This window comes from Streptomyces sp. NBC_00775, from assembly GCF_036347135.1.
GTDB classification, from domain to species: domain Bacteria; phylum Actinomycetota; class Actinomycetes; order Streptomycetales; family Streptomycetaceae; genus Streptomyces; species Streptomyces lutosisoli.
Genome location: NZ_CP108938.1, coordinates 400421 through 420299, shown reverse-complemented (window position 1 = coordinate 420299; position 19879 = coordinate 400421). Strand labels below are relative to the sequence as shown.

17 protein-coding genes and 1 pseudogene are annotated in these 19879 nt (G+C 70.7%); 7 read left to right on the top strand and 11 right to left on the bottom strand.

What is annotated here, in order from left to right; translation table 11 throughout:
• Positions 1–12: 12 nt before the first annotated feature.
• From OIC96_RS02075 to OIC96_RS02055, 5 genes and pseudogenes are all read left to right on the top strand, one after another.
• The gene (locus tag OIC96_RS02075; RefSeq protein WP_330309612.1) at positions 13–1341 is read left to right on the top strand and encodes an LLM class flavin-dependent oxidoreductase; all 1329 of its coding nucleotides are present in this window, start codon (positions 13–15) and stop codon (positions 1339–1341) included.
• Positions 1334–1969 carry an ABC transporter ATP-binding protein gene (locus OIC96_RS02070; protein WP_330309613.1) on the top strand — a complete coding sequence of 212 codons (636 nt, stop codon included), beginning with the start codon at positions 1334–1336 and terminating at the stop codon, positions 1967–1969. Before OIC96_RS02075 ends, OIC96_RS02070 begins: the two co-directional genes overlap by 8 nt.
• 219 nt (positions 1970–2188) lie before the next feature.
• Complete coding sequence (locus OIC96_RS02065) at positions 2189–2410, top strand: hypothetical protein (RefSeq protein WP_330309614.1); 222 nt, start codon at positions 2189–2191, stop codon at positions 2408–2410.
• A gap of 22 nt (positions 2411–2432) precedes the next feature.
• Positions 2433–3248, top strand: a complete 816-nt coding sequence (locus tag OIC96_RS02060; RefSeq protein ID WP_330309615.1) for a DUF427 domain-containing protein — start codon at positions 2433–2435, stop codon at positions 3246–3248.
• 30 nt (positions 3249–3278) lie between these two features.
• Positions 3279–3434 (top strand): annotated as a pseudogene (locus OIC96_RS02055) (membrane dipeptidase); the annotation flags it as partial.
• Between the two features lie 339 nt (positions 3435–3773).
• On the opposite strand, the gene OIC96_RS02050 reads toward OIC96_RS02055, so the two are convergent.
• The 3 genes from OIC96_RS02050 to OIC96_RS02040 form a co-directional block, all read right to left on the bottom strand.
• On the bottom strand, positions 3774–5315 hold the full coding sequence (locus tag OIC96_RS02050; protein WP_330309616.1) for a S53 family peptidase: 1542 nt from the start codon (positions 5313–5315) through the stop codon (positions 3774–3776).
• 122 nt (positions 5316–5437) lie between these two features.
• Positions 5438–8335, bottom strand: a complete 2898-nt coding sequence (locus OIC96_RS02045) for a helix-turn-helix transcriptional regulator (protein ID WP_330309617.1) — start codon at positions 8333–8335, stop codon at positions 5438–5440.
• Positions 8336–8619: 284 nt separating this feature from the next.
• Positions 8620–9096: a MarR family winged helix-turn-helix transcriptional regulator gene (locus OIC96_RS02040; protein ID WP_330309618.1), complete on the bottom strand. Its 477-nt coding sequence runs from the start codon at positions 9094–9096 to the stop codon at positions 8620–8622.
• 162 nt (positions 9097–9258) lie between these two features.
• On the opposite strand from OIC96_RS02040, the gene OIC96_RS02035 reads away from it, so the two are divergent.
• A complete protein-coding gene (locus OIC96_RS02035; RefSeq protein WP_330309619.1) occupies positions 9259–10221 on the top strand; it encodes a quinone oxidoreductase family protein in 963 nt (320 codons plus the stop codon).
• 40 nt (positions 10222–10261) lie between these two features.
• On the opposite strand, the gene OIC96_RS02030 is transcribed toward OIC96_RS02035, so the two are convergent.
• The 7 genes from OIC96_RS02030 to OIC96_RS02000 form a co-directional block, all read right to left on the bottom strand.
• Positions 10262–10849, bottom strand: a complete 588-nt coding sequence (locus OIC96_RS02030; protein ID WP_330309620.1) for a hypothetical protein — start codon at positions 10847–10849, stop codon at positions 10262–10264.
• A 56-nt stretch (positions 10850–10905) separates the two neighbouring features.
• On the bottom strand, positions 10906–11499 hold the full coding sequence (locus tag OIC96_RS02025) for a uridine kinase family protein (RefSeq protein WP_330309621.1): 594 nt from the start codon (positions 11497–11499) through the stop codon (positions 10906–10908).
• Between the two features lie 30 nt (positions 11500–11529).
• The gene (locus tag OIC96_RS02020) at positions 11530–12381 is read right to left on the bottom strand and encodes a class I SAM-dependent methyltransferase (RefSeq protein WP_330310411.1); all 852 of its coding nucleotides are present in this window, start codon (positions 12379–12381) and stop codon (positions 11530–11532) included.
• A 161-nt stretch (positions 12382–12542) separates the two neighbouring features.
• Positions 12543–13541, bottom strand: a complete 999-nt coding sequence (locus OIC96_RS02015) for a Gfo/Idh/MocA family protein (RefSeq protein WP_330309622.1) — start codon at positions 13539–13541, stop codon at positions 12543–12545.
• On the bottom strand, positions 13538–14542 hold the full coding sequence (locus OIC96_RS02010; protein ID WP_330309623.1) for a Gfo/Idh/MocA family protein: 1005 nt from the start codon (positions 14540–14542) through the stop codon (positions 13538–13540). The genes OIC96_RS02015 and OIC96_RS02010 overlap by 4 nt, the downstream gene beginning before the upstream one ends.
• A 33-nt stretch (positions 14543–14575) precedes the next feature.
• A complete protein-coding gene (locus OIC96_RS02005) occupies positions 14576–15340 on the bottom strand; it encodes an SDR family oxidoreductase (RefSeq protein WP_330309624.1) in 765 nt (254 codons plus the stop codon).
• A 19-nt stretch (positions 15341–15359) separates the two neighbouring features.
• Complete coding sequence (locus OIC96_RS02000; RefSeq protein WP_330309625.1) at positions 15360–16526, bottom strand: phytanoyl-CoA dioxygenase family protein; 1167 nt, start codon at positions 16524–16526, stop codon at positions 15360–15362.
• Positions 16527–16668: 142 nt separating this feature from the next.
• Here OIC96_RS02000 and OIC96_RS01995 point away from each other — a divergent pair, with 142 nt between their 5' ends.
• Positions 16669–17727, top strand: coding sequence for a LacI family DNA-binding transcriptional regulator (locus OIC96_RS01995; RefSeq protein ID WP_330309626.1), 1059 nt, complete (start codon positions 16669–16671; stop codon positions 17725–17727).
• A gap of 30 nt (positions 17728–17757) precedes the next feature.
• On the opposite strand, the gene OIC96_RS01990 is transcribed toward OIC96_RS01995, so the two are convergent.
• Entirely contained in the window at positions 17758–19803 is a 2046-nt protein-coding gene (locus OIC96_RS01990) for a SpoIIE family protein phosphatase (protein ID WP_330309627.1), read from the bottom strand.
• Positions 19804–19879 lie beyond the last annotated feature (76 nt).

Below are 19879 nucleotides of genomic sequence, written 5' to 3'. Positions count from 1 at the left end.
AGGAGAGCACTCGTGAGCGAGAGAAGACGCCGGCTCCACCTCAACGCCTTCCTCATGGAGGCGGGCCACCACGAAGCAGCGTGGCGGCTCCCGGACAGCAATCCACGGGCCGACTTCGACCTGCGGCACTGGATCGGGCTGGCCCAGCTGGCGGAGAGCGCCAAGTTCGACTCGCTGTTCCTCGCCGACGGACCGGCGATCATCGGCACCGGCGAGTTCCGGCCGCCGGGCCAACTCGAACCACTGACGCTGCTGACCGCCCTGTCCCAGGCGACCAGCAGGATCGGCCTCATCGCGACCGTGTCGTCGACGTACAACGAGCCGTACAACCTCGCTCGTCGGCTCGCCTCGGTCGACCACGTCAGCGGCGGCCGCGCCGGCTGGAACATCGTCACCTCGGCAGGGGCCGACGAGGCGGCCAACTTCGGCCTCGTCAACCGCCCCGACCACGCCGAACGCTACGCCCGGGCCGACGAGTTCCTGCACATCGCCAAGGCACTGTGGGACAGCTGGGAGTCCGAGGCCATCGTCGCGGACAAGACCACGGGCCGCTATGCCGACCCCGCACGCATCCACCAGCCGGCCCACCGGGGCCGGTACTTCTCGGTGGCAGGCCCGCTCAACGTCGAGCGCCCGCCGCAGGGTCATCCGCTGCTCGTCCAGGCGGGATCCTCCGAGGACGGCAAGGACTTCGCGGCACGGCACGCCGAGGCGATCTTCACCGCTCACCGGACGTACGAGCGCGCGGCCGACTTCTACGGCGACATCAAGGCGCGGACCCGGGCCGCGGGGCGTGACCCGGACGGTGTGATCGTCCTGCCGGGAATCGTCCCGTACATCGGGTCGACCGAGGAGGAGGCCCGCGCGCTGGCGAAGCAGTTCGACGACCTGCGCGTCCCGGAGTACGGGCTGCGCCAGCTGGCCGCCGTATTCGAGACCGAGCCGTCGGTATTCGAACTCGACGAACCGTTGCCGGACTTCATCCTCGCGCGGCCGAAGCTCGAAGGCTCGCAGAGCCGCTCCGACCTGATCATCGAGCTCGCGGTACGCGAGAAGCTGACAGTCCGACAGATCATCTCCCGACTCGGAGGCGGACGCGGTCACTTCGAGTTCATCGGGACGCCCGACCAGGTGGCGGACACGATCACCGCGTGGTTCGAGGGCGGCGCCGCGGACGGGTTCAACATCATGGCACCCGCACTGCCGTCGGGCCTGGAGACCTTCATCGAGCAGGTGCTGCCGATCCTGCGCGGCAAAGGCCTGTTCCGCGAGGAGTACGAAGGCACGACGCTTCGCGAGCACTACGGGCTGCCGGTGCCCACCAATCAGTTCCATGTCTGACGCGCTTGCGGCTCCCGCCCTTTCCCGGACCGGCGGGACACCGCCGGCGCTGCTCGTCCACGGGCTCAGCAAGACGTACAAGGACGGCCATACCGCGGTCGCCGGGCTGGACCTGGAGATCCCCGACGGTGCCTTCTTCGGGCTGCTCGGCCCGAACGGTGCCGGCAAGACCACGCTGATCGGCTCGGTGTGCAACATCGTCCGTCCCACGACGGGCACGCTCGCCGTCTTCGGCCACGACCACCGAAGCCGCGAGGCCCGACGGTTGCTGGGCCTTGCCGAACAGGAGATCAACGTCGACCGGTTCCTGTCGATCCGGCAGATCCTGATCTACCACGCCGGATACCACGGCATCGGCCGCAAGACGGCCGTCCGGCGGGCGGACGAACTGCTGGAGGTGTTGCGCCTCGACGAGAAGGCGAACGCGCGCGCCTATGAGCTGTCGGGTGGTATGCAGCGGCGCCTGGTCATCGCGCGGGCGCTCATGCACCGTCCTCGTCTGCTCATCCTCGACGAGCCGACGGCCGGCGTCGACGTCGAGCTGCGCTCGGAGATCTGGCGCCTCGTCAAGGGCCTACTGCCCCAAGTGGCCCCACGACGCCGGCACTTCCGACGCGGAGAAGGATGAGGAGAAACTCCTTCTCCTGGAGCACGCCGACAGTTCCGCCATCGCCGTGCTCCACCAGGAGGGCGAGTACGCCAGCCTGCAGGGCCAGCGTCCCGACGGCACCTGGATCCCCGTGCCGATCCGGCCGGGCGCCCTGCAGGTGTTCCCGGCACCCTGCTGACCAACTGGACGGAGGGCCGGCTGCGGCCCGGGCGGCACCGGGTGGTGGCCGGCGGGTCGGTGACGCGCCGTTCCTCCGCGGTGTTCGTCCACCCGAGCCTGGACACGGTCGTCGAACCGCTGCCGGCGTTCGCCGACCCGGACGACTCCGACTTCGAACCCGTGTCAGTGTGGGAACGGGCCGGCAGCAACGCCGACGAGTACCTGCGGGTGTTCGGTCGCCCCGAACAGGTCGCGGCTTGGCGCGAGAACCGTGCCTACGTCGCCGAAGTCACCGCGTGAGCAAGCCGAAGGAGAGCCGGTCATGACCACATTCCCCACCGCGCGCGCCGTCAGGACCACCCCTGAAGGCCTCCTGTGGGAGCCCGGCGAACGCTGGGTACGCGGCCGCAAGGGTGACGTCACCGTCGTCGACAGCCGGCATCCCGTCCTCGTGTGGGAACCCGGAGTGCCCGTCCCGCTGTACGCCTTCCCGCGCGAGGAGGTCCGCGAGGACCTGCTCCGCCCGGCCAAGAACCCCCCGTCGGGCACACACACCGGATCGCAGATCTTCTACGACCTCGAAGTCGACGGCGAGCTGCTGGAGAACGCGGCCTGGACGTTCCCCGCCGCCGACCTGGCCGGGCACATCGCCTTCGAGTGGTTCCGGCGCAGCGGCAGGGGGCTCGACCACTGGTACGAGGAGGAGGAAGAGATCTTCATCCACCCCCGTGACCCGCACAAGCGGGTGGACGCCATCCCCAGCAGCCGCCACGTCCGGGTCGAGATCGACGGCACGCTCGTCGCCGACACCCACCGCCCGGTCCTGCTCTTCGAGACCGGCCTGCCGACGCGGTACTACATCCCGCGCGAGGACGTCCGCCTGGAGCTGCTCGAACCCACCGACCACAGCACCGGGTGCCCCTACAAGGGCACCGCCGAGTACTGGTCGTGGCGGGGTGAGGCCGGCGTCCCGCCGAACGTCGTCTGGAGCTACCCGGAGCCACTGCCCGCGGTGGGCGCCGTCAAAGACCTCCTGGCGTTCTACAACGAGGCCGTCGACATCACGGTGGATGGCGAACGCCTGGAGCGCCCTGTCACCCCGTTCACCAAGACGCTCGCGGCGCCATCGCCGACGTGACGTCCCCGGAGGTGGTGATCGCGCTCGGTCGCCGACGGACGGATCGCCTCCCCGCTGGGCATCGAGGGCGGCCACAGCCTCGCCGAGTCCCCGGGCGTCCTGCGGTCGTACGCCCGACTCGGCGTCCGCTATGTGACCCTCACCCACAACGACAACACGTCCTGGGCGGACTCGGCCATCGACGAGTCAGCGGGTCGCTGCTCGACCGCGGCCGCCGCTTCCCGCAGTGCCTGCGACTCCGCCTGGGTGAGTCGGGGCCCGGGGCGCCCGGGGGAGGGTGATCGAACGGAGGGCGCCGGTGTAGCGGAAGACGCCGCGGCGCTCGTCCATGTGCGACGGATTCGGGGCGCGTTCGGGACGCAGGACAGGAACAGACGCGCAGCGCGGGCCGGGAGTGATCCCGGCCCGCGCCTTATTGCTTGGCCTTCAGTCGCTGAGGGTCAGCCGAGCAGCTTGCTCGCCAGGGTCGCGGCGTTGTACGAGCCCCATCCGGTGGTGAAGTCCCAGCCGGTGGCGGCGGAGTAATCACCGTTGCTGCCGCTGGTGATGTCGTGGAAGCCGGTGCCGCTCGCCGTGTAGAGGGCGGGGTTGGCGAAGCCGAGGTTGGCGTCGCCGGCCGCCGCGGCCTGCTGGTTGTAGAGGGCGGCGAAGGCGGCCCATTCGGGTGCTGCCGCGCTGGTGCCGCCTACCGAGGACCAGGAGCCCTGCGAGTAGATCGAGACGCCGGGGCTGGGGTTGGCGTGGGCCGAGACGTCCGGCACCTGGCGGTAGCCGCCGCCGGCGCTCTTCTGCACCGCGGTCTGCCAGCTGGGGATCTTGAAGACGGAGGACTTGCCGCCACCGCCGCCCGACCAGGCCACCTCCTTGCTCCAGGCGTTGGCCGAGGTGACGGTCAGCTTTGCCGCCGACGCCGGTGACGTACGGGTCGCTGGCCGGGTAGTCGACGGAGGTGCCGCCGTCGCCCGCGTCGTCGGAGCCGCTGTCCCCGGACGCCGCGTAGAAACCGAGACCCTGGGCGGCGCCCGCCTTGAAGACGGCGTCCACGGCGTTGATGTTGGAGGTGGTGCGCGCGCTCTCGGCGGCGCCCCAGCTGATCGAGGTGGTCGGGATGCCGCTGTCGACGATGGCCTGGTAGGTATCGACCTCACCCGCGTCGGAGTTGGGGCCCTCGAAGACGGTGACGTTCGCCTTGGGGGCGATCGCGTGCAGGACCTCGATGTCCAGCTCGACCTCGACCTGGCCGTCGCCGAGCGCGCCCGAACCGCCGTCGACCTTCTGCACGGTCGGAGTGGGCGAGCCCAGGCTGTAGTTGGTGTCGTACTTGGTGATGTTGGACTGCTGGAAGCCGTCGAACTCGATCAGCGCGATCTTCTGGCCGCTGCCGGTGTACGTACCGGAGACGTTGTAGCCGCCCTTGAGCTGGGCCGGGGTGTAGCCGCCGCCCGGGCCGTTGCGGGGGGCGACGGTGGAGGCCGACTGGTGGTGCAGCTGGGCGCGGTTGTTGAGGCCGGCCACGTCGCTGACGAGGGAGGCGATGGCGGTCGGCAGGGTCGGCGCGGTGTCGTTGGCGTAGAACGAGCGCCCCGACGCGGCGTCCTTCCAGGTCGACAGCTTGGTGCCGAAGGCCTTCTCCAGCTGGGCGGCGGTGCCGCTGGCGTCGACCAGCAGGTTCCCCGTGTGGACGGCGGTGACGGTGAGTCCCTGCGCGCGCAGATAGTCCTTGAGCTGCTTGATCTCGGCATCGGTCCGGCCGAAGCGGGCCGCGAACTGCCGCTTCGTCAGGTAATGGCCGTAGGAACTCGACCGCGGGTTGCTGACCTTGGCGACGAAGGTGTCGAGTGCCTTGTCGTTTCTGGCGGTCAGGCTGATCGCCACCGATATCCGCTTCCCGGTGGCGACGTTGCCGGTGCGGGTCGCGTCCTGCTTCAGACCCTTCAGGACATCTCCGGTGATGGCCGCGCGGGTTGAGTGCGGCTGAGGGGTGCCGACGGCGTAGGCGGCGGGCACGGCGGCGGCGAGCAGGGCCGGCACGGCGACCAGACCAACCAGTTTCAGGCGTGAACTCACTGAGGTCCTCCGGAGAGTGGGGGGTGGTGTCCCGGAAGCGGAACGGCTTCAACGTAGGAACATCAGCCCCACCCGCATAAGCGGGGGAACCCTTGCTTTACGTGTTAACTACAGATGTCATGTCAACGGCGGATGTCGAGCGCACGGGGAGTCCGGACACGGCTGCCGGACTGACTCACCGTCACTATCTGCGTCTGGGACTTCACTTGGTCCTCATCGCCGGAATCCACGGCCGCCCCGGATGCGATGACGGCGACCGCCATCGCATGGGCGAGCGCGGTGCGCGAGCGGACCCCGAGCTTGCGGTAGACCCGCGACAGGGCACCTTCCACCGTCTTGACGCTGATGAACAGCTCAGCGGCGACTTCCCGGTTGGTGGCCCCGCCGCCGACCAGTCCGGCGATCCTGGCCTCCGTGGGGGTGAGTTCGGGTCCGCCCGCGCCTGCCTCGACGCTCCGGTCTCCGGCCTCCAGTCGCCTCAGCTCGTCCCCGGCCCGCGCCGCCAGCGGAGCGGCGCCGATCCGCGCCGCGGTCTCCAGCGCCTCACCGAGAACCACGCGCGCCGCGCTCCTGCGGCGCGAGCGGCGCTCGACCGTGCCGAGCGCGATCAGGGTGCGCACCAGCTCCACGGGCAACGGAAGATGACGCAGGCGGTCCACGGCGGCACGCAGCCGTACCGCCCCCTCCTTCGCCCGGCCGAGCCCCGCCTCACGCAGCCCCTCCGCCCGCTCCAGAGCTGCCAGTACGCTCCCGGGCGCATCGCCGGACACCCGCGTGCGGGCCTCGCGGATCACGGCCCCGGCCGCCTCCGTCTCGCCCAGGACGACCAGCGCTTCGGCCAAGTCGCTGTACCAGTGCAGCAAGGGCGGGTCGGCGGCGGACATGGCCTCGCCGAGTTCCCTGACGCGTTGCAGCGCCTCGACCGCGGCCGCTGCCCCCCGTGGGTCGCCGACGAGCAGCTCGGCCTGCCCGAGCACCGCCAGCGCTCGCAGCAGGAACAGCCGGTCGCCGTCAGCCTCCGAGGCCCGTACCGCCTGCTCGGCGAGGTGCCGGGCCTCGTCTGCTGTACCGCCCGCCGTCGCCGCGAGCGCCGCCGCATACAGCGCCGGAGCAGCCTGTACGCCGGTCTCGGCCAGGGCACGTGAGCAGCGGGCGGCGGTGCGCAGCGCCTCCCGGCAATGCCCGGAGCGCACCTGAATACGGGTCAGCGCCACCAAGGTCGCCATCACCTCCTCGACCCCGGCGAACTCGCCGATCTGCGCAAGGAGTTGGGTGACCTGGTCCCGGGCCTCGGTCACCTTGTCGGAGTCCAGGGCGAGGATCGCCCGCATCCGGATCAGTCCCCAGCTTTCCGGGCCGGCGTCGGCGCCGCCGACCAGGGCGAGCGCCTCTTCGAGCGCGACGTCGGCGGCGACCGGTTCCCCGGCCAGGGACCGCACCCGGGCGAGGGTGGCCAGTGCCCCGATCCGGGTGTCCGTGTCGCCTGCCACGGCCGCCTGCCGGGCAGCGCGCCGGGCATGCCGGGACGCCTCCTCCAACTCCCCGCACAGCAGGCCGCGTACCGCTGCCCAGTGGTGCAGCCACGCCTCGGCCTCCGGGTCGCCGTCGGCGTCCCGGAGGCCTTCCCCGATCAGGTCATGGGTACCCTCCAGTGCCTGTCCGGCGTTGCGCAGCAGGACAAGCCGCGCCCGCACCCGCTGCCGTGCGGAGCCCGACTCGGCGAGGACGGTCTCGGCCGCCTGCCCCGCCTCTTCCAGTTGTCCGGCGTCGCACGCGTACTCGGCCGCGGCCAGCAGCCGGTCGGCGCGCTCCGCGGGGCGGTCGCCGGGAGTGCGTCGGGCGGCGAGCCCGGCCAGTTCACAGGCGGCATCGGGTGCACCGCGGCGGCGTGCGGACTCGGCCGCGGACATCAGCGTGCGGGCGGTGGCCTCGTCCTCGTGCGGGTGGGCGAGAGCGAGGTGGCGGGCCTGCTCCACGGGCTCGGTGACCGCGCGAGCCAGCAGGGCGTGGGCCTGCCGGCGGCTGTACTCCGGGGCGTCGGCATAGACGGCCGCCCGGAGCAGCGGATGCCGGAAACGTATGGTTCCGTCGGCGTCGGCCGTCGCGACGCCGAGTCGTTCGGCCTCCGCGAGATCCGCGGCGGGGTCATGGAGCCCGGCGGCACGCAGCAGAGTGAGGCTGGGGCGGGCGGCGGCGCTCGTGACGAGCAGGGTGCGCCGCGCTGTCTCCGGCAGCGTACGCACCTGGTCCAGCAGCAGGTTACGCAGCCTTCGGGGTACGGCCAGCGTCCGGCCGAAGCCGACGGGCGCTCCGTCGCGCTGAGCCGCCCGCCCCAACTCCAGTGCGTACCAAGGGTTTCCGGCGACGGCGTCCTGGATCGCGCGCAGCACCGCCGGTGGCAGATCGGCACCGATGTCGGTGCGTACGAGGTACGCCACCTCGCCGTCCGTCAGCGGCGGCACGGGAAGTTCGACGGTGCCCGGCGGGCAGCAGCGCAGCCGTTCCGGCTGCTCGCCGTCGGCCACCCGCTCGGCGGCCACCACCCGTATGCCGAGGCCCCCGACACGACGTACGGCGAAGGCGAGCACCTCGGCGCTCGGCTCGTCGAGCCACTGGAGACCGTCGATGACCAGCAGAACGGGGCCGGTGGCGGCGAGAGTTCGCAGCACTTCGAGGACGGCGACGCGCACCGCGAGACGGCTCCGGTCGGCGTCCGGTTCACGGCCACGCAGCAGGGCTGCCCTCAGCGCCGCCCGGGGCGCGGGCGCCAGGGCCTCCAGGCAGCTCTCCGGCACCCGCGCGAACAGGTCGATGAGGCCGGCGAACGGGAGCCGGGCGTCCTCCTGAGCGGGCGAGCAGTGCAGCACCGTGCCGGCCGACCGGTCATGCGCGGCCAAGGACGCCGTGAGGGCGGCCACGAGCGTGGACTTGCCGATCCCCGCGGGACCGTGGAAGAGCACTCCGGAACGGGCCGTCAACTCGGCCCGGGCGGTGTCGAGCAGCTCGCGGCGCCCGGTCAATGACCGTACTTCCACGGCAGCCGCCCGCCCTTTGCCCTGGCGGTGGCACCCGCGGTCTTCGTGCACGCTGCGTCCAGTGACGGGCTACAACCGGCGTCGAGGGCACAGCCGTCGGCTCGACGAGTGCAGCAGGTCCCAAGGCGTCGCAGCATGTGCTCATGACAACCTTGGCGGATTCCGCTTGTCAAATAACGTCTGTCACACGCCTGTTCGTGAGGCGGGGTTGGGGTTGCTGCCTCGTCCGAGCATGCTATGTCCCCAACGGCTTCTGGTGACTTGGCCGGCTACCTCCGCAGGAGTTTCGCGGCCAGTGCGCGGATCTGGGTGTGTTCGGTGGTGGTCAGTGGCGCGGTCAGGGCGGCGATCTGCTCGTCCATTTCGGCGGTGCACTGGTCGGTGAGTTGTCGGCCGAGTGGGGTGAGGTCGACGAGGACGGCGCGGCCGTCGTGGGGTGAGGGCGTGCGCTGGACCAGACCGCGTTTCTCGGCGCGGGTGACGAGGCCGGTCATGGAGGACTTGTCCAGGCCCAGGTGGCGGGCGAGTTCGAGCATGCCGGGGCGGCGGTCGCGCAGGATGCCGAGGAGGCGGACCTGGATGAGGGAGAGGTCGTGCTCGGACGCGATGCGCGTCAGGGCGCCCTGGATCAGGAACGAGAGCTGGACCAGGGCGTCGACGGTGTCCTGCGGTTCGTCGACCTGCCGGTCGTGAGGTTCGTCGGCCTGCGGGCGGTCCGCCGGGTCCGGCTGGTGACTGGGGGGCAAGGTGGCTTCCTCCGTACGGCCTGGGCCGCTTTCTCCGCTCGTCCTGGTACGTGACACAAACTACCTTGACCTAGTACGCGGCACAAACTACTGTCGAAGTAGTACGCGGCACAAACCATCTGTGTGCCGCGTCCGTTCCCGTCCGATGCCAGGAGGCCAGCCATGTACGCCGCCGTCGTCCGTTCCTTCGACGCCCCGCCCCGCTTCGACACCATCGACACCCCCCGGCCCCGCGACGGGCACGAAGTCCTGGTGGACGTCCTGGCCGCCGGACTCCACCCGAGGGTGCGCTCCAGCGCCAACGGCAGCCACTACACCTCCGAGGGCGTCCTGCCCCTGGTCCCGGGCATCGACGCGGTCGGCCGCAGCGAACAAGGGGAACTGCTCTACTTCGTCGCCCCCGACACCGCCCTGGGCACCATGGCCGAGCAGGCCGTCGTCGACCGCCGCCGCGCCATCACCCTGCCGACGGACACCGACCCGGTCACGGTGGCCGCCGCGATGAACCCCGGCATGTCCTCCTGGGTCGCCCTCCGCCGCCGCGTGACCCTCCCGCCCGGCGCGAGTGTCCTGGTCCTGGGTGCGACCGGCAACGCCGGACAGCTCGCCGTCCAGATCGCCAAGCACCTCGGCGCCGCCCACGTCGTGGCCGCCGGCCGTGACGCCGAGCGCCTGGACCTTCTGCCGGGCCTGGGTGCGGACGAGACGGTCTCCCTGCTGGGCGAGCCCAAGGAGGTCGCCGACCGCCTCGGCCGGAGCGCCGGCGACGCGGACGTCGTCATCGACTACCTCTGGGGCCCGGCTGCCGAACACGCCATGCCCGCCCTGCTCACCGCCCGTCCCGAGCGCGCCAAACCGCTGGCCTGGATCCAGATCGGCTCCATGGCCGGAGCGGAGATCGCCCTGCCCTCGTCCCTGCTGCGCGCGGCGAACCTGCAGATCATGGGCAGCGGTCAGGGCTCGGTCACCACCGCCGGAATCCTCGCCGAACTTCCCTCCCTCGCCACGGAGATCACCTCCGGCACCCTGGCCGTGAACCCTCTCGTCCTCCCCCTCTCCCAGGTCGAGCAGGCGTGGAACACCCCCACCGCCCCCGGCCAGCGCATCGTGCTGACCCCCCGATGACGCTCGTCAACGCTCAGGAGTATGAGGAGCATTGGGAGTACTAGGAGTAGACGATGGGGCAGCCGCGTCGTATGGAGTGCTGCGCGGCGCGCAGGTACAGGGCGACATAGAAGGCGGTGTCCAGGTCGTCGCTCCACGCCCCCGGCCGGACCGCGGCCAGCTCCTTCGCCGCCCCGTTCATGAACCACATGGTCAGATCGAGGTTGTCGCACATCATCGGGACCTCGGCCGGCAGGTCTGTGGCAGCCGCCAACTTCTCCGCGATGGCCAGCACTTGAGGCGCGCCAGCGACCATGGTCGACTCCGTATAGGAAGACTCGACCGGCAACCAGATCTCCTCGTCCAGGGACGGCGGCACCATGACCGTCCAGCCACACACCAGCTCCGTCTCCTCCTGGGAAAGGCGGGCACGGCACAGCGCGGCGAACCCGTCCATGGAGGGGATCAGCTTCTCCTCGAAGGCCTGTCCGGAACCTCGGACGAACTCTGTCTCTTCAGGTACGGAGTCATACGGCGGCAGACCACGCCGTCCCAACTCGACGTTCAGCGCCGAGGCGACATCTCCCCATCCGTCCTCGCCTTCACCGAACCAGTCCTCAGCGTCGACACTGACTACGTAAATGCCCATGCCAGCAACGTACAGCGCACCACTGACACGCCGGTTCCGTGTGAGGACAAGGCGGTTCAGTGCCCGGGAACCACCAAGTGCGCGCGCTCCCGGGGGCGGGTCGTGGCCAGGTAGTGCTCTTCGGCCAGGCGCCAGCGGGACTCCCAGTCGATCGGGCCGTGGTCGTGGCCGCGTTCGCGGAGCCGTCGCATGGATTCCTCGGGTGGCGTGTCGACGTAGACCACCAGGCCGTAGTAGTCGGTGAGTTCGGGCCGGGCGGTGTACACGCCCTCGACGACGACTATGCCGGAACGGGAGACGGCGTGGATCTCGTCCGGCGCCAGTGCTCCGGTCTCCCAGTCGTAGCGCCGGTAAGCGGCATCGTGACCGTCGGTGAGAGGGACCAGCACCTCCTCGCGCAGCCGCTGCCAGTCGAAGTAGCGGTCGTAGCCCTGGGCAGGGCTCAGCCGGGCGCGCTCCTCCGCGTCCATGGGACGGTAGAAGTCGTCGCCGTGCACGACCACGGCACCGCGCAACTCGGCAAGGGCAGCCGCCAGGGTCGATTTGCCGGAGCCTCCCATACCGTCAAGGGCCACCAGGGTGGACCTCTCACGGCCGAGGGCGTCGATTGCGGCCGCGAGTTGCTCGGCGCCGGCCGAGATCATCGTCATGACGGCATTCTGGCAGAGGAGGCGGCTCCGCTATCCCGTCGTGGCGGCGGGGTTCCTTCGCCAGACGAAGACCTCGGTGCTCGGCTGGCGTTCGGAGAACCGGCCCGACGGGGAGGCCTCCCGCAGCAGTCGACGCAGGTCTGCCTCGAAGTCGGCACGGCGCGCGCCGAACAGGTGCGGAGCCGAGGAGGACATCGAGAACGCCCAGGCGACGGTGTCGTCCCAGGTGCGTTCGAGCGCCTGCCCGCCAGGAACGACATGGCGCTGAGGGCCGGAGAATCCCGCTCGGGTGAACACCGCGGCCTCACCGCCGGGTGTTCCCTGCGGTAGCACCCCGCGACCGGCTCGACGGACCGGTCCCAGGTATCGCCTGACCAACTCGTCGATCGCCGCATAGGGCACCGCCGGATGCGGGAGATCGTCGACGGTCCGGTTCTCCGTCTTCAGATCCGAGATGTGCACCAGCGCCCCGCCGGGCCGGAGCATGTCCCTGACGCTTCCCGCCACCAGGTCGCGATCCATCCAGTGAACGGACTGAGCGAAAACCGCCACGTCGAACGTCCCCAGGGCCGCGGGCAGTTCCTCGGCCCGGACCCGTACCCACCGCGCCTTTCCGGACACGCCCGCCTCGGCGGCCCCACGCCTGGCTTCATCGATCATCCCGCTGTCCGGATCCACACCGACGATCTCACCGAACAGGTGCGCCAGACTCAGCCCAAGGATGCCCGGTCCGCATCCCACATCGAGAAGCCGCCCCTGACCGTCGAGCCGCAGCACCTCGGCGAGTACGTCCGCCAGCCCGGGGGCGTACGGAAGCCTCCCGCGCCGGTAGTAGGAGGCCGCTCCCTTGAACAGAGTGTCGTCCCACTCCCAGCCGGCCATCACACCCACCCATCCACCATCCTTCGGAGAAACGCAAACCTGCCCGGCGGCGACATCATTCCATCGCTTGATCCAGACCGAAGGCACTCGGTCGAGTTCGAGGGTTGAAGTCGATGTCGAGGTCGAGCCGATCGAGCGGCTCGCGTTTCACCCGTCGGGGCTCAGATGTCCGTCCGCGGCCGGGGAGCGAATCCGGCGGCGCCGTAACACGCGTCGATGAGACGCATGGTCGTCAGTGCGTCCTCGGCGTCGAGCGGCAGTGGCGCGCCGTGGCGCAGGTGGGCGGCGAAAGCGTCGAGTTGATACGTGTACGAGGAGCGACGGCCCAGCTCCTCGACGCGTTCGCCCGCGGCGGTGCGGACCAGGACACGGTCGTCCAGGTGCGGCTGCACGAAGTTGACCGCCGTGGCCTCACCCCGGGTGCCGACCACCCGGCAGCTCATCCGCCATGTGTCGTACGCCATGTGGCAGCGCGCGGAACCGGTGGCGCCGCCAGGGAACTCCAGGTCGGCGTCCAGCCACTCGTCGATGCCCGGCGCGCCCTTCCGCTCGCCGCCGCGTGCCGCGACCAGTCGAGGCGCACCGCCGGCCCAGGGGGCGAGGGTGCGCTGGGCATGCAGGCTGTAGCAGCCCAGATCCATCAACGCCCCGCCCGCCAGCGGAAGCTGCCAGCGCACGTCGTCGTCCTGCGGGGCGGGCATGGCGACCACCGTTTCCACGTGCCGCAGTTCACCGAGTTCCCCGGAGTCCAGGAGCTCGTGCAGACGCAGGGTGACCGGGTGGAAGAGGTAGTGGAAGCCCTCCATGAAGACCGTGCCCGACTCGGCGGCGGCGCGTACTTCGGCCGCCTCCCGCGCATTGCTCGCGGACGGTTTCTCGGTCAGTACGTGCTTGCCCGCCGCGAGGGCGGCCAGGTTCCACGGCCCGTGCAGGCCGTTGGCGAGCGGGTTGTAGACGACCTCCACTTCGGGGTCGACGATCAGTTCGGCGTAGGAGCCGGCCACCCGCTCGACGCCGTGCGTGGCGGCGAACGCCTCCGCGCGGGCCCGGTCGCGGGCGGCCACCGCGACGAGACGGTGGCCGCCCGCACGGGCGGGGCCCACGATCGACAGTTCGGCGATGCGGGCCGCGCCCAGGACGCCGATACGCAAGGGGGTCATATCGTGCGTACCTCTTCCAGTCGTACGGGACGGTGCTCGGCCAGGGACAGCGTGCAGGCCTCGGCGATCCAGCTCGCTTCGACGGCGTCGGCGACCGTGCACGGCGAGGTGGCGCGGCCCGCGACGACCTCGGTGAAGGCGGTGAGTTCGGCGCGGTAGGCGTCCGCGAAGCGGTCCATGAAGAAGTGGTGGGGCCTGCCGGCGGGGAAGACGGCGCCGGGTTCGACGGAGCGCAGCGGCAGCCGGTCCTCCAGGCCGACGGCGATGCTGTCCTTCATGCCGTGCAGCTCCAGGCGTACGTCGTGACCGCGGGCGTTGTGCCGGGAGTTGGACACCACGGCGAGGGTTCCGTCGTCGAGGGTGAGGATCGTGGACGCGGTGTCGACGTCGCCCGCGGCCGCGATGTACTCGGCACCCCGGTTGCCCCCGGTCGCGTACACCTCGGTGACCTCGCGGCCGGTGACCCAGCGGACGATGTCGAAGTCGTGCACGGCGCAGTCGCGGAAGATGCCGCCGGAGACGGCCACATAGGCGGCGGGCGGCGGCGCCGGGTCGAGTGTGGTGGACCGTACGGTGTGCAGCTTGCCGAGCTCGCCGCTCACTACCGCCTCGCGGGCGGCCACGCAGCCCGCGTCGAAGCGCCGGTTGTACCCGATGTGCACCTCGACGCCGCTGCCCTCGACCGCGCGCAGAACGTCGAGGCTCTCCTCGACGGTCCGGGCCACCGGCTTCTCGCAGAACACCGGGATGCCCGCCCTCACCGCGGCGAGGATCAGCGCGGGGTGCGCGTCGGTGGCGGCGGCGACCACGACGCCGTCGACGCCGGCGGCGAGCACCGCCTCGGGGGAGTCGACCGCGGTGGCCCCGAAGCGTTCCACGGCGGACGCGGTCGCCGCGGACACGGGATCCGTGACCACCAGGGAGTCCACGGCCTCCAGCCCGGCGAGAGTCGCGGCATGGAAGGCGCCGATGCGGCCGAGTCCCAAGATGCCTATACGCATGAGAAGTCGCTCCTTAAAGCCCGGTCGGGGGCATCAGTCGAGTCCGCCGAAGACGTTCTGGTCCCAGTCGATGACCGAGCCGGTGACCACACCACTGCGGTCGGAGAGCAGGAAGACCACGAAGTCGGCGATCTCGTCGACCTGGCCGAGCTTGCCCATCGGGACACTCCGCGCGGCCTTCTCCCGCCAGTCGTCGCCCGCGCCGTGGAACTCGCGCTGAGTCGCTTCCTCGCCCTCGGTGTCCGTCCAGCCGATGTTGAGGCCGTTGATCCGGATCCGGTCCCAGCGGTGCGCGTGCGCGGCGTTGCGGGTCAGCCCCACAAGTCCGGCCTTGGCGGCGACGTACGGGGCGAGGAACGGCTGCCCGCCGTGCGCGGAGGAGGTGATGATGTTGACGACGGTGCCCGGCGCCTCACGGTCCAGCAGATGCCGCACGGCCGCCTGCATCGCGAAGAACGGGGCCCTCAGGTTGATGGCGATGTGCGCGTCGAACAGCTCCGGCGTGGTGTCCAGGAGCGAGCCGCGCGAGGTCAGCCCGGCCGCGTTGACCAGGCAGTCGACCCGCCCAAGGGCGGCCACGGTTTGCTCCACGCTGCCCCGCGCCTGCGCCGGATCGCTGAGATCGGCTCGTACGAACAGCGCGCCGGTGTCCGCCGCGAGCCGCTCGCCCACGTCGGTTCGGCGCCCGGTGAAGGCGACGCGCGCTCCTTCTCGTACGGCTGCCCGTACGATGCCCGCGCCGACGCCCTGGCTGCCGCCGTTGACGAGGACGACCCTGTCCTCAAGCAGTGGTCTCATGATGGGGATGCCCTCCCTGTCAGCGCCGGCGGCGCTGGGCGCCGTCCCGCAGTTCCTGGCGCAGCCGCTCCGGGCTCCACTCCTCTGCCACCGCCCGCCACACCGTGTCGGCCTGGGAGGGCGGGGCCAGACCGTCGACGGGCGGATCGAGGTCCAGGTCGGTCGGGAAGGGGTAGCCCTCGGCGCTCGCGGCGATCACCCGGCGCAGCCATTCCTCGCCGACGCCGTCGGCCTTGCGGCGCAGCAGCACCGGGAAGAGCGCGTTGACCATCGCGTCCCGGTCGACCGTCTCCATGGCGCGGCCGAAGGCGGAGGAGATCTGCAGCAGGTTCGCCATGCGCTTGATGCCGGCCGAGCGGTTGTGGCCGGCCGCGTGGAAGAGCGCGGGGTTGAAGAAGACCGCGTCGCCCTTGTCCAGGGGGAGCTGGATGTGGTGCCTCTCGAAGTAGTCGACGAATTCCGGGCGCCGCCAGGCGAGATAGCCCGGCTCGTACTTCTGGGAGTGCGGCAGATACAGCGTGGGGCCGGACTCGACGGGCATGTCGCAGTGCGCCACCGCACCCTGCAGAGTGAGTACGGGCGAGAGCCGGTGCACATGCGCCGGATACGCGGCCGCCTGTTCCTGGCTCAGGAACCCGAGGTGGTAGTCCCGGTGCACGCTCTGCGCCGCACCCCCGGGGTTGACCACGTTGATCTGTGAGGTGACCTGGTAGCCGGGGCCCAGCCAGGCCTCTGAGACGAGAGCCAGCATGTCGTTGGCGTAGTAGTCGGCGAAGACCTCCGGGGCGCGGCGGGCCGTCTTGTCCAGCGCGCTCCACACCCGGTCGTTGGCTCCCGGCTTGGCGAAGTGGTCGCCCCGGGCGGCTCCGGAGACCCGTTCCTCCTCGATGAGCGCGTTGAAGGCGGCGGTGGCCCGGTCCACGACGTCGAGGTCCGGGAAAGCGCGCTTGAGGACCACGATGCCCGGCCCGTCCAGCAGGGCGTGCACCAACTCGGCCCGCACCGCCCGGCGGTCGGCCACCGCCCGGAGCCGATCGCTGTCGTAGACGAGGACGCCCTGTTCGACCGCCTCGGCGAACGGGTATGCGCGGGACTCGGTGTCCTGCTCGACCAGGGAGCGGAGCTCGACGAGACGGCAGTCCTCCTCCGTCAGCCAAGTCCGCGGTCCGCGGGCTGTGAGGGCCATGGTGGGTCCTTTCGAAGTGCCTGTCCTTCTGTCAGTCTTATGAACCCAGCCCCGTCATTCAATCCGCAGCGATCCATCAAAAAGCCATCATTGATCTTCATCGGTCTTCGGGAACAGTCACCGGAAAGTCATCGGAACAGCCATGGGACACCCCTATACGATCCGGGAGATCGCCCGTCAGGCCGGCTTGAGCGAGGCGACGGTCGACCGGGTCCTCAACAGCCGCGGCGGTGTGCGCGAGAGCACCGTCCTGGAAGTGCGCCAGGCGATCAAGGACCTGGACCGGCAGCGCGCCCAGGTGCGCATCGGCGGCCGTACCTTCATGATCGACATCGTCATGCAGACACCGCGACGGTTCTCGTCCGCGGTGCGCGACGCGCTGGAGGCCGAACTGCCGTCCCTGCACCCGGCGGTCGTGCGCTCGCGGTTCCATTTCCGCGAGACGGCCCCCGTGCCGGAGCTGGTGAAGGACCTGGACAAGATCGCCAAACGGGGATCGCAGGGAGTGATCCTCAAGGCCCCCGACGTCCCCGAGGTCACCGCCGCGGTCGGACGGCTGACGGCGGCCGGCATCCCGGTCGTCACCCTCGTCACCGACCTGCCCAGCAGCCCGCGTGCGGCGTACGTCGGCATCGACAACCGCGCCGCCGGGGCCACGGCGGCGTACCTGATCCGGCAGTGGCTCGGCGAGCGGCCCGGTCATGTGCTCGTCACCATCAGCCGGGGCTCCTTCCGCGGAGAGGAGGAACGCGAAATGGGTTTCCGCGGTGCCATGCGCACTGCTCGGCCCGCGCGCCCTCTCGTCGAGGTCACCGACAGCGACGGACTCGACGCCACCCAGCGCGACCTCGTCCTGGAAGCCCTCGAGCGCGATCCCGAGATCAACGCCGTCTACTCCATCGGCGGGGGTAACACCGCGACCATCGACGCCTTCGACGCGCTGGGCCGGAAGGTCTTCGCCTTCGTCGCACACGACCTGGACCACGACAACACCCGGTTGCTGGGGGAGGGGCGGCTGTCCGCGGTGCTCCACCACGACCTGCGGCAGGACATGCGCCGCGCCTGCCAGACCATCATGCGCGCCCACAAGGCCCTGCCGGACGAAGGGCCGTTCCTCCCGTCGGCGATCCAGGTGGTGACGCCGTACAACATGCCACCAGGGCTGGGGGCCGCCCCGCCTGGCTCCGCGGGCGAGAAGTAGGTCCGGTCGGCGCCCGGCCCCGGTGGCCGCTCAGGTACGCGTGCGCACCAGCAGGAGGGCGACGTCGTCGTCGGGCTCGGGGCGCAGCGCGCTGAGCAGCATGTCGCTGGTCCTCTCCAGGGAGTAGTGCGTGCTCTGCAGCAGCCGCATCATGGTCTCCAGCCCCGTGTCGATGGGCTCGGTACGGCTCTCGACCAGCCCGTCCGTGTACAGGGCGAGCAGGGAACCCGCGGGGAGCTCCTGCTCCATGGTCCCGAAGTCCACGCCGCCGACACCGAGGGGCACACCGCCGGGGATGTCGAGGAGCTCCGCACGGCCGTCGGGGCGGATCATGACGGGCGGGAGGTGACCGGCGCTGGACAGCTCGCAGCTGCCGCGCCGAGGGTCGCACACGGCGTAGACGCACGTGGCGATCGCGTCACCGAGCGACCTCGCGATGTCGTCGAGGTGGCCCAACAGCTCGGCAGGAGGCGGATCGAGACGCGCCAGAGCACGGGTGGCGGTGCTCAACTGCCCCATGATCGCGGCGGCTTGGACACCCTTGCCCATCACGTCGCCCACGATCAGACCGGTGCGTCCCCGGCTCAGGGGCAGCACGTCGTACCAGTCCCCGCCGACCTCGCTCAGGGCCGGAAGGTATCGGGCGGCGAGATCGAGGCCCTCGTGCTCCACGGGGGCAGGGGGCAACAGGCTGCGCTGGAGGGTCAGGGCCGCGGTGCGCTCGCGTCCGTACAGGCGGGCGTTGTCGACGCAGATCGCCGCGCGTGCGGCGAGTTCCGAGGCGAGGATGCGGTCCTGCTCGTCGAACGAGCGGGAGTTGATGGTGCGGTAGAGACTGAGCGTGCCGAGCACCTCGCCCCGGGCCATCAGCGGGACGGCCAGGTAGGAGTGGACGCCTGCCAGCCGCAGGGTCTGCGCCGCATGGGAGTCCCGGGCGATGCGCCGCATCATGGCCGAGTCCACCTGTTCGACCAGGATCGGCCTCGCTTCCCGGACACACTGGGTGATGATCCGCGTCGAGCTGTAGGTGGCCAGTTCGCCGACCGGGTCCGCGGCGTGAATGGCGTCTGTCAGATAACCGGCCGCCACGGCCAGCGCCCTGAACTCGGCATGAGCCTCACCGGTGATCGAGGCGGTGGTGCCGTGGGCGACCACCGCCTCCAGTACGTCGACGGCCGCCAGGTCGGCCAGGTGCGGTACCGCCACGTCGGCCAGTTCCCGCGCGGTCTGCTGAAGATCCAGCGTGGTGCCGATCCGCACACCGGCGTCCGCGATCACGGACAGGCGCTCACGCGCCTCGGAGACCTCGGCCGCCTCGTGCTGCCGCTCGGAGACGTCGATGACGGCCATCGCCAGCCCGAGCACCCGGCCGTCGGCGTCCTCGATGCGGTGGTACGACTCCGAGAACGCATGCTCCTCGGTGTCGGTCGCCGTCCGGCCGACGGTCTGCTGGTCCAGCAGGGGTTTGCCGCTGGCCAGGACGAGGCGCATGCGCGACTCGATGGCCTCCACGTCCAGATGCGGCAGCACCTCCCCGACACGGCGCCCCAGCACCGCCTCCTCGGGCAGACCGTTGATCCGCTCCAGCGCCGGATTGACGCTCACCCACCGCAGATCGTTGTCGAAGACCGCGATGCCCAGCGGGGTCTGGCGGAACAGGCTGTGGGACAGGGCCAGATCCCGCTCCACCCGGCGTACGGTCGTGGCGTCTGCCGCCAGGCCCAGCAGATGGGCCCGCCCGTCCCGGGCCCGCAGCCGCATGGTGCGGAACTCCACCGGGCGTTCCGTGCCGTCCTTGTGCTGGAGGGGAAAGACTCCCGCCCAGCGGGCTCCCGAGCGCACCTGCGCGAACAGGTCGTGGGCCTGCTGACGGTGGTCGGGCGACACGAGCAGGTCGTCGGCCCTGTGGTCCAGAGCCTCCTCCGCTCGAAATCCGAGCAGCTGTTCGGCCTCCGGACTCCACAACACGATGTGTCCGTCGCTGTCGAGCACCACGGCCGCGACCTTCAACAGGTCGAGCAGCCCTCCCGGCGCTGCCGCGACCCCTTCGTCGTCCCCGGTCGTATACCCGTCCATACCGGCCGCTCCTTCTGGCGCGGCACCTGCACCGCCAAGTTCCACCCTGCGGGTCCTCCGATTACGTCACAGCGCG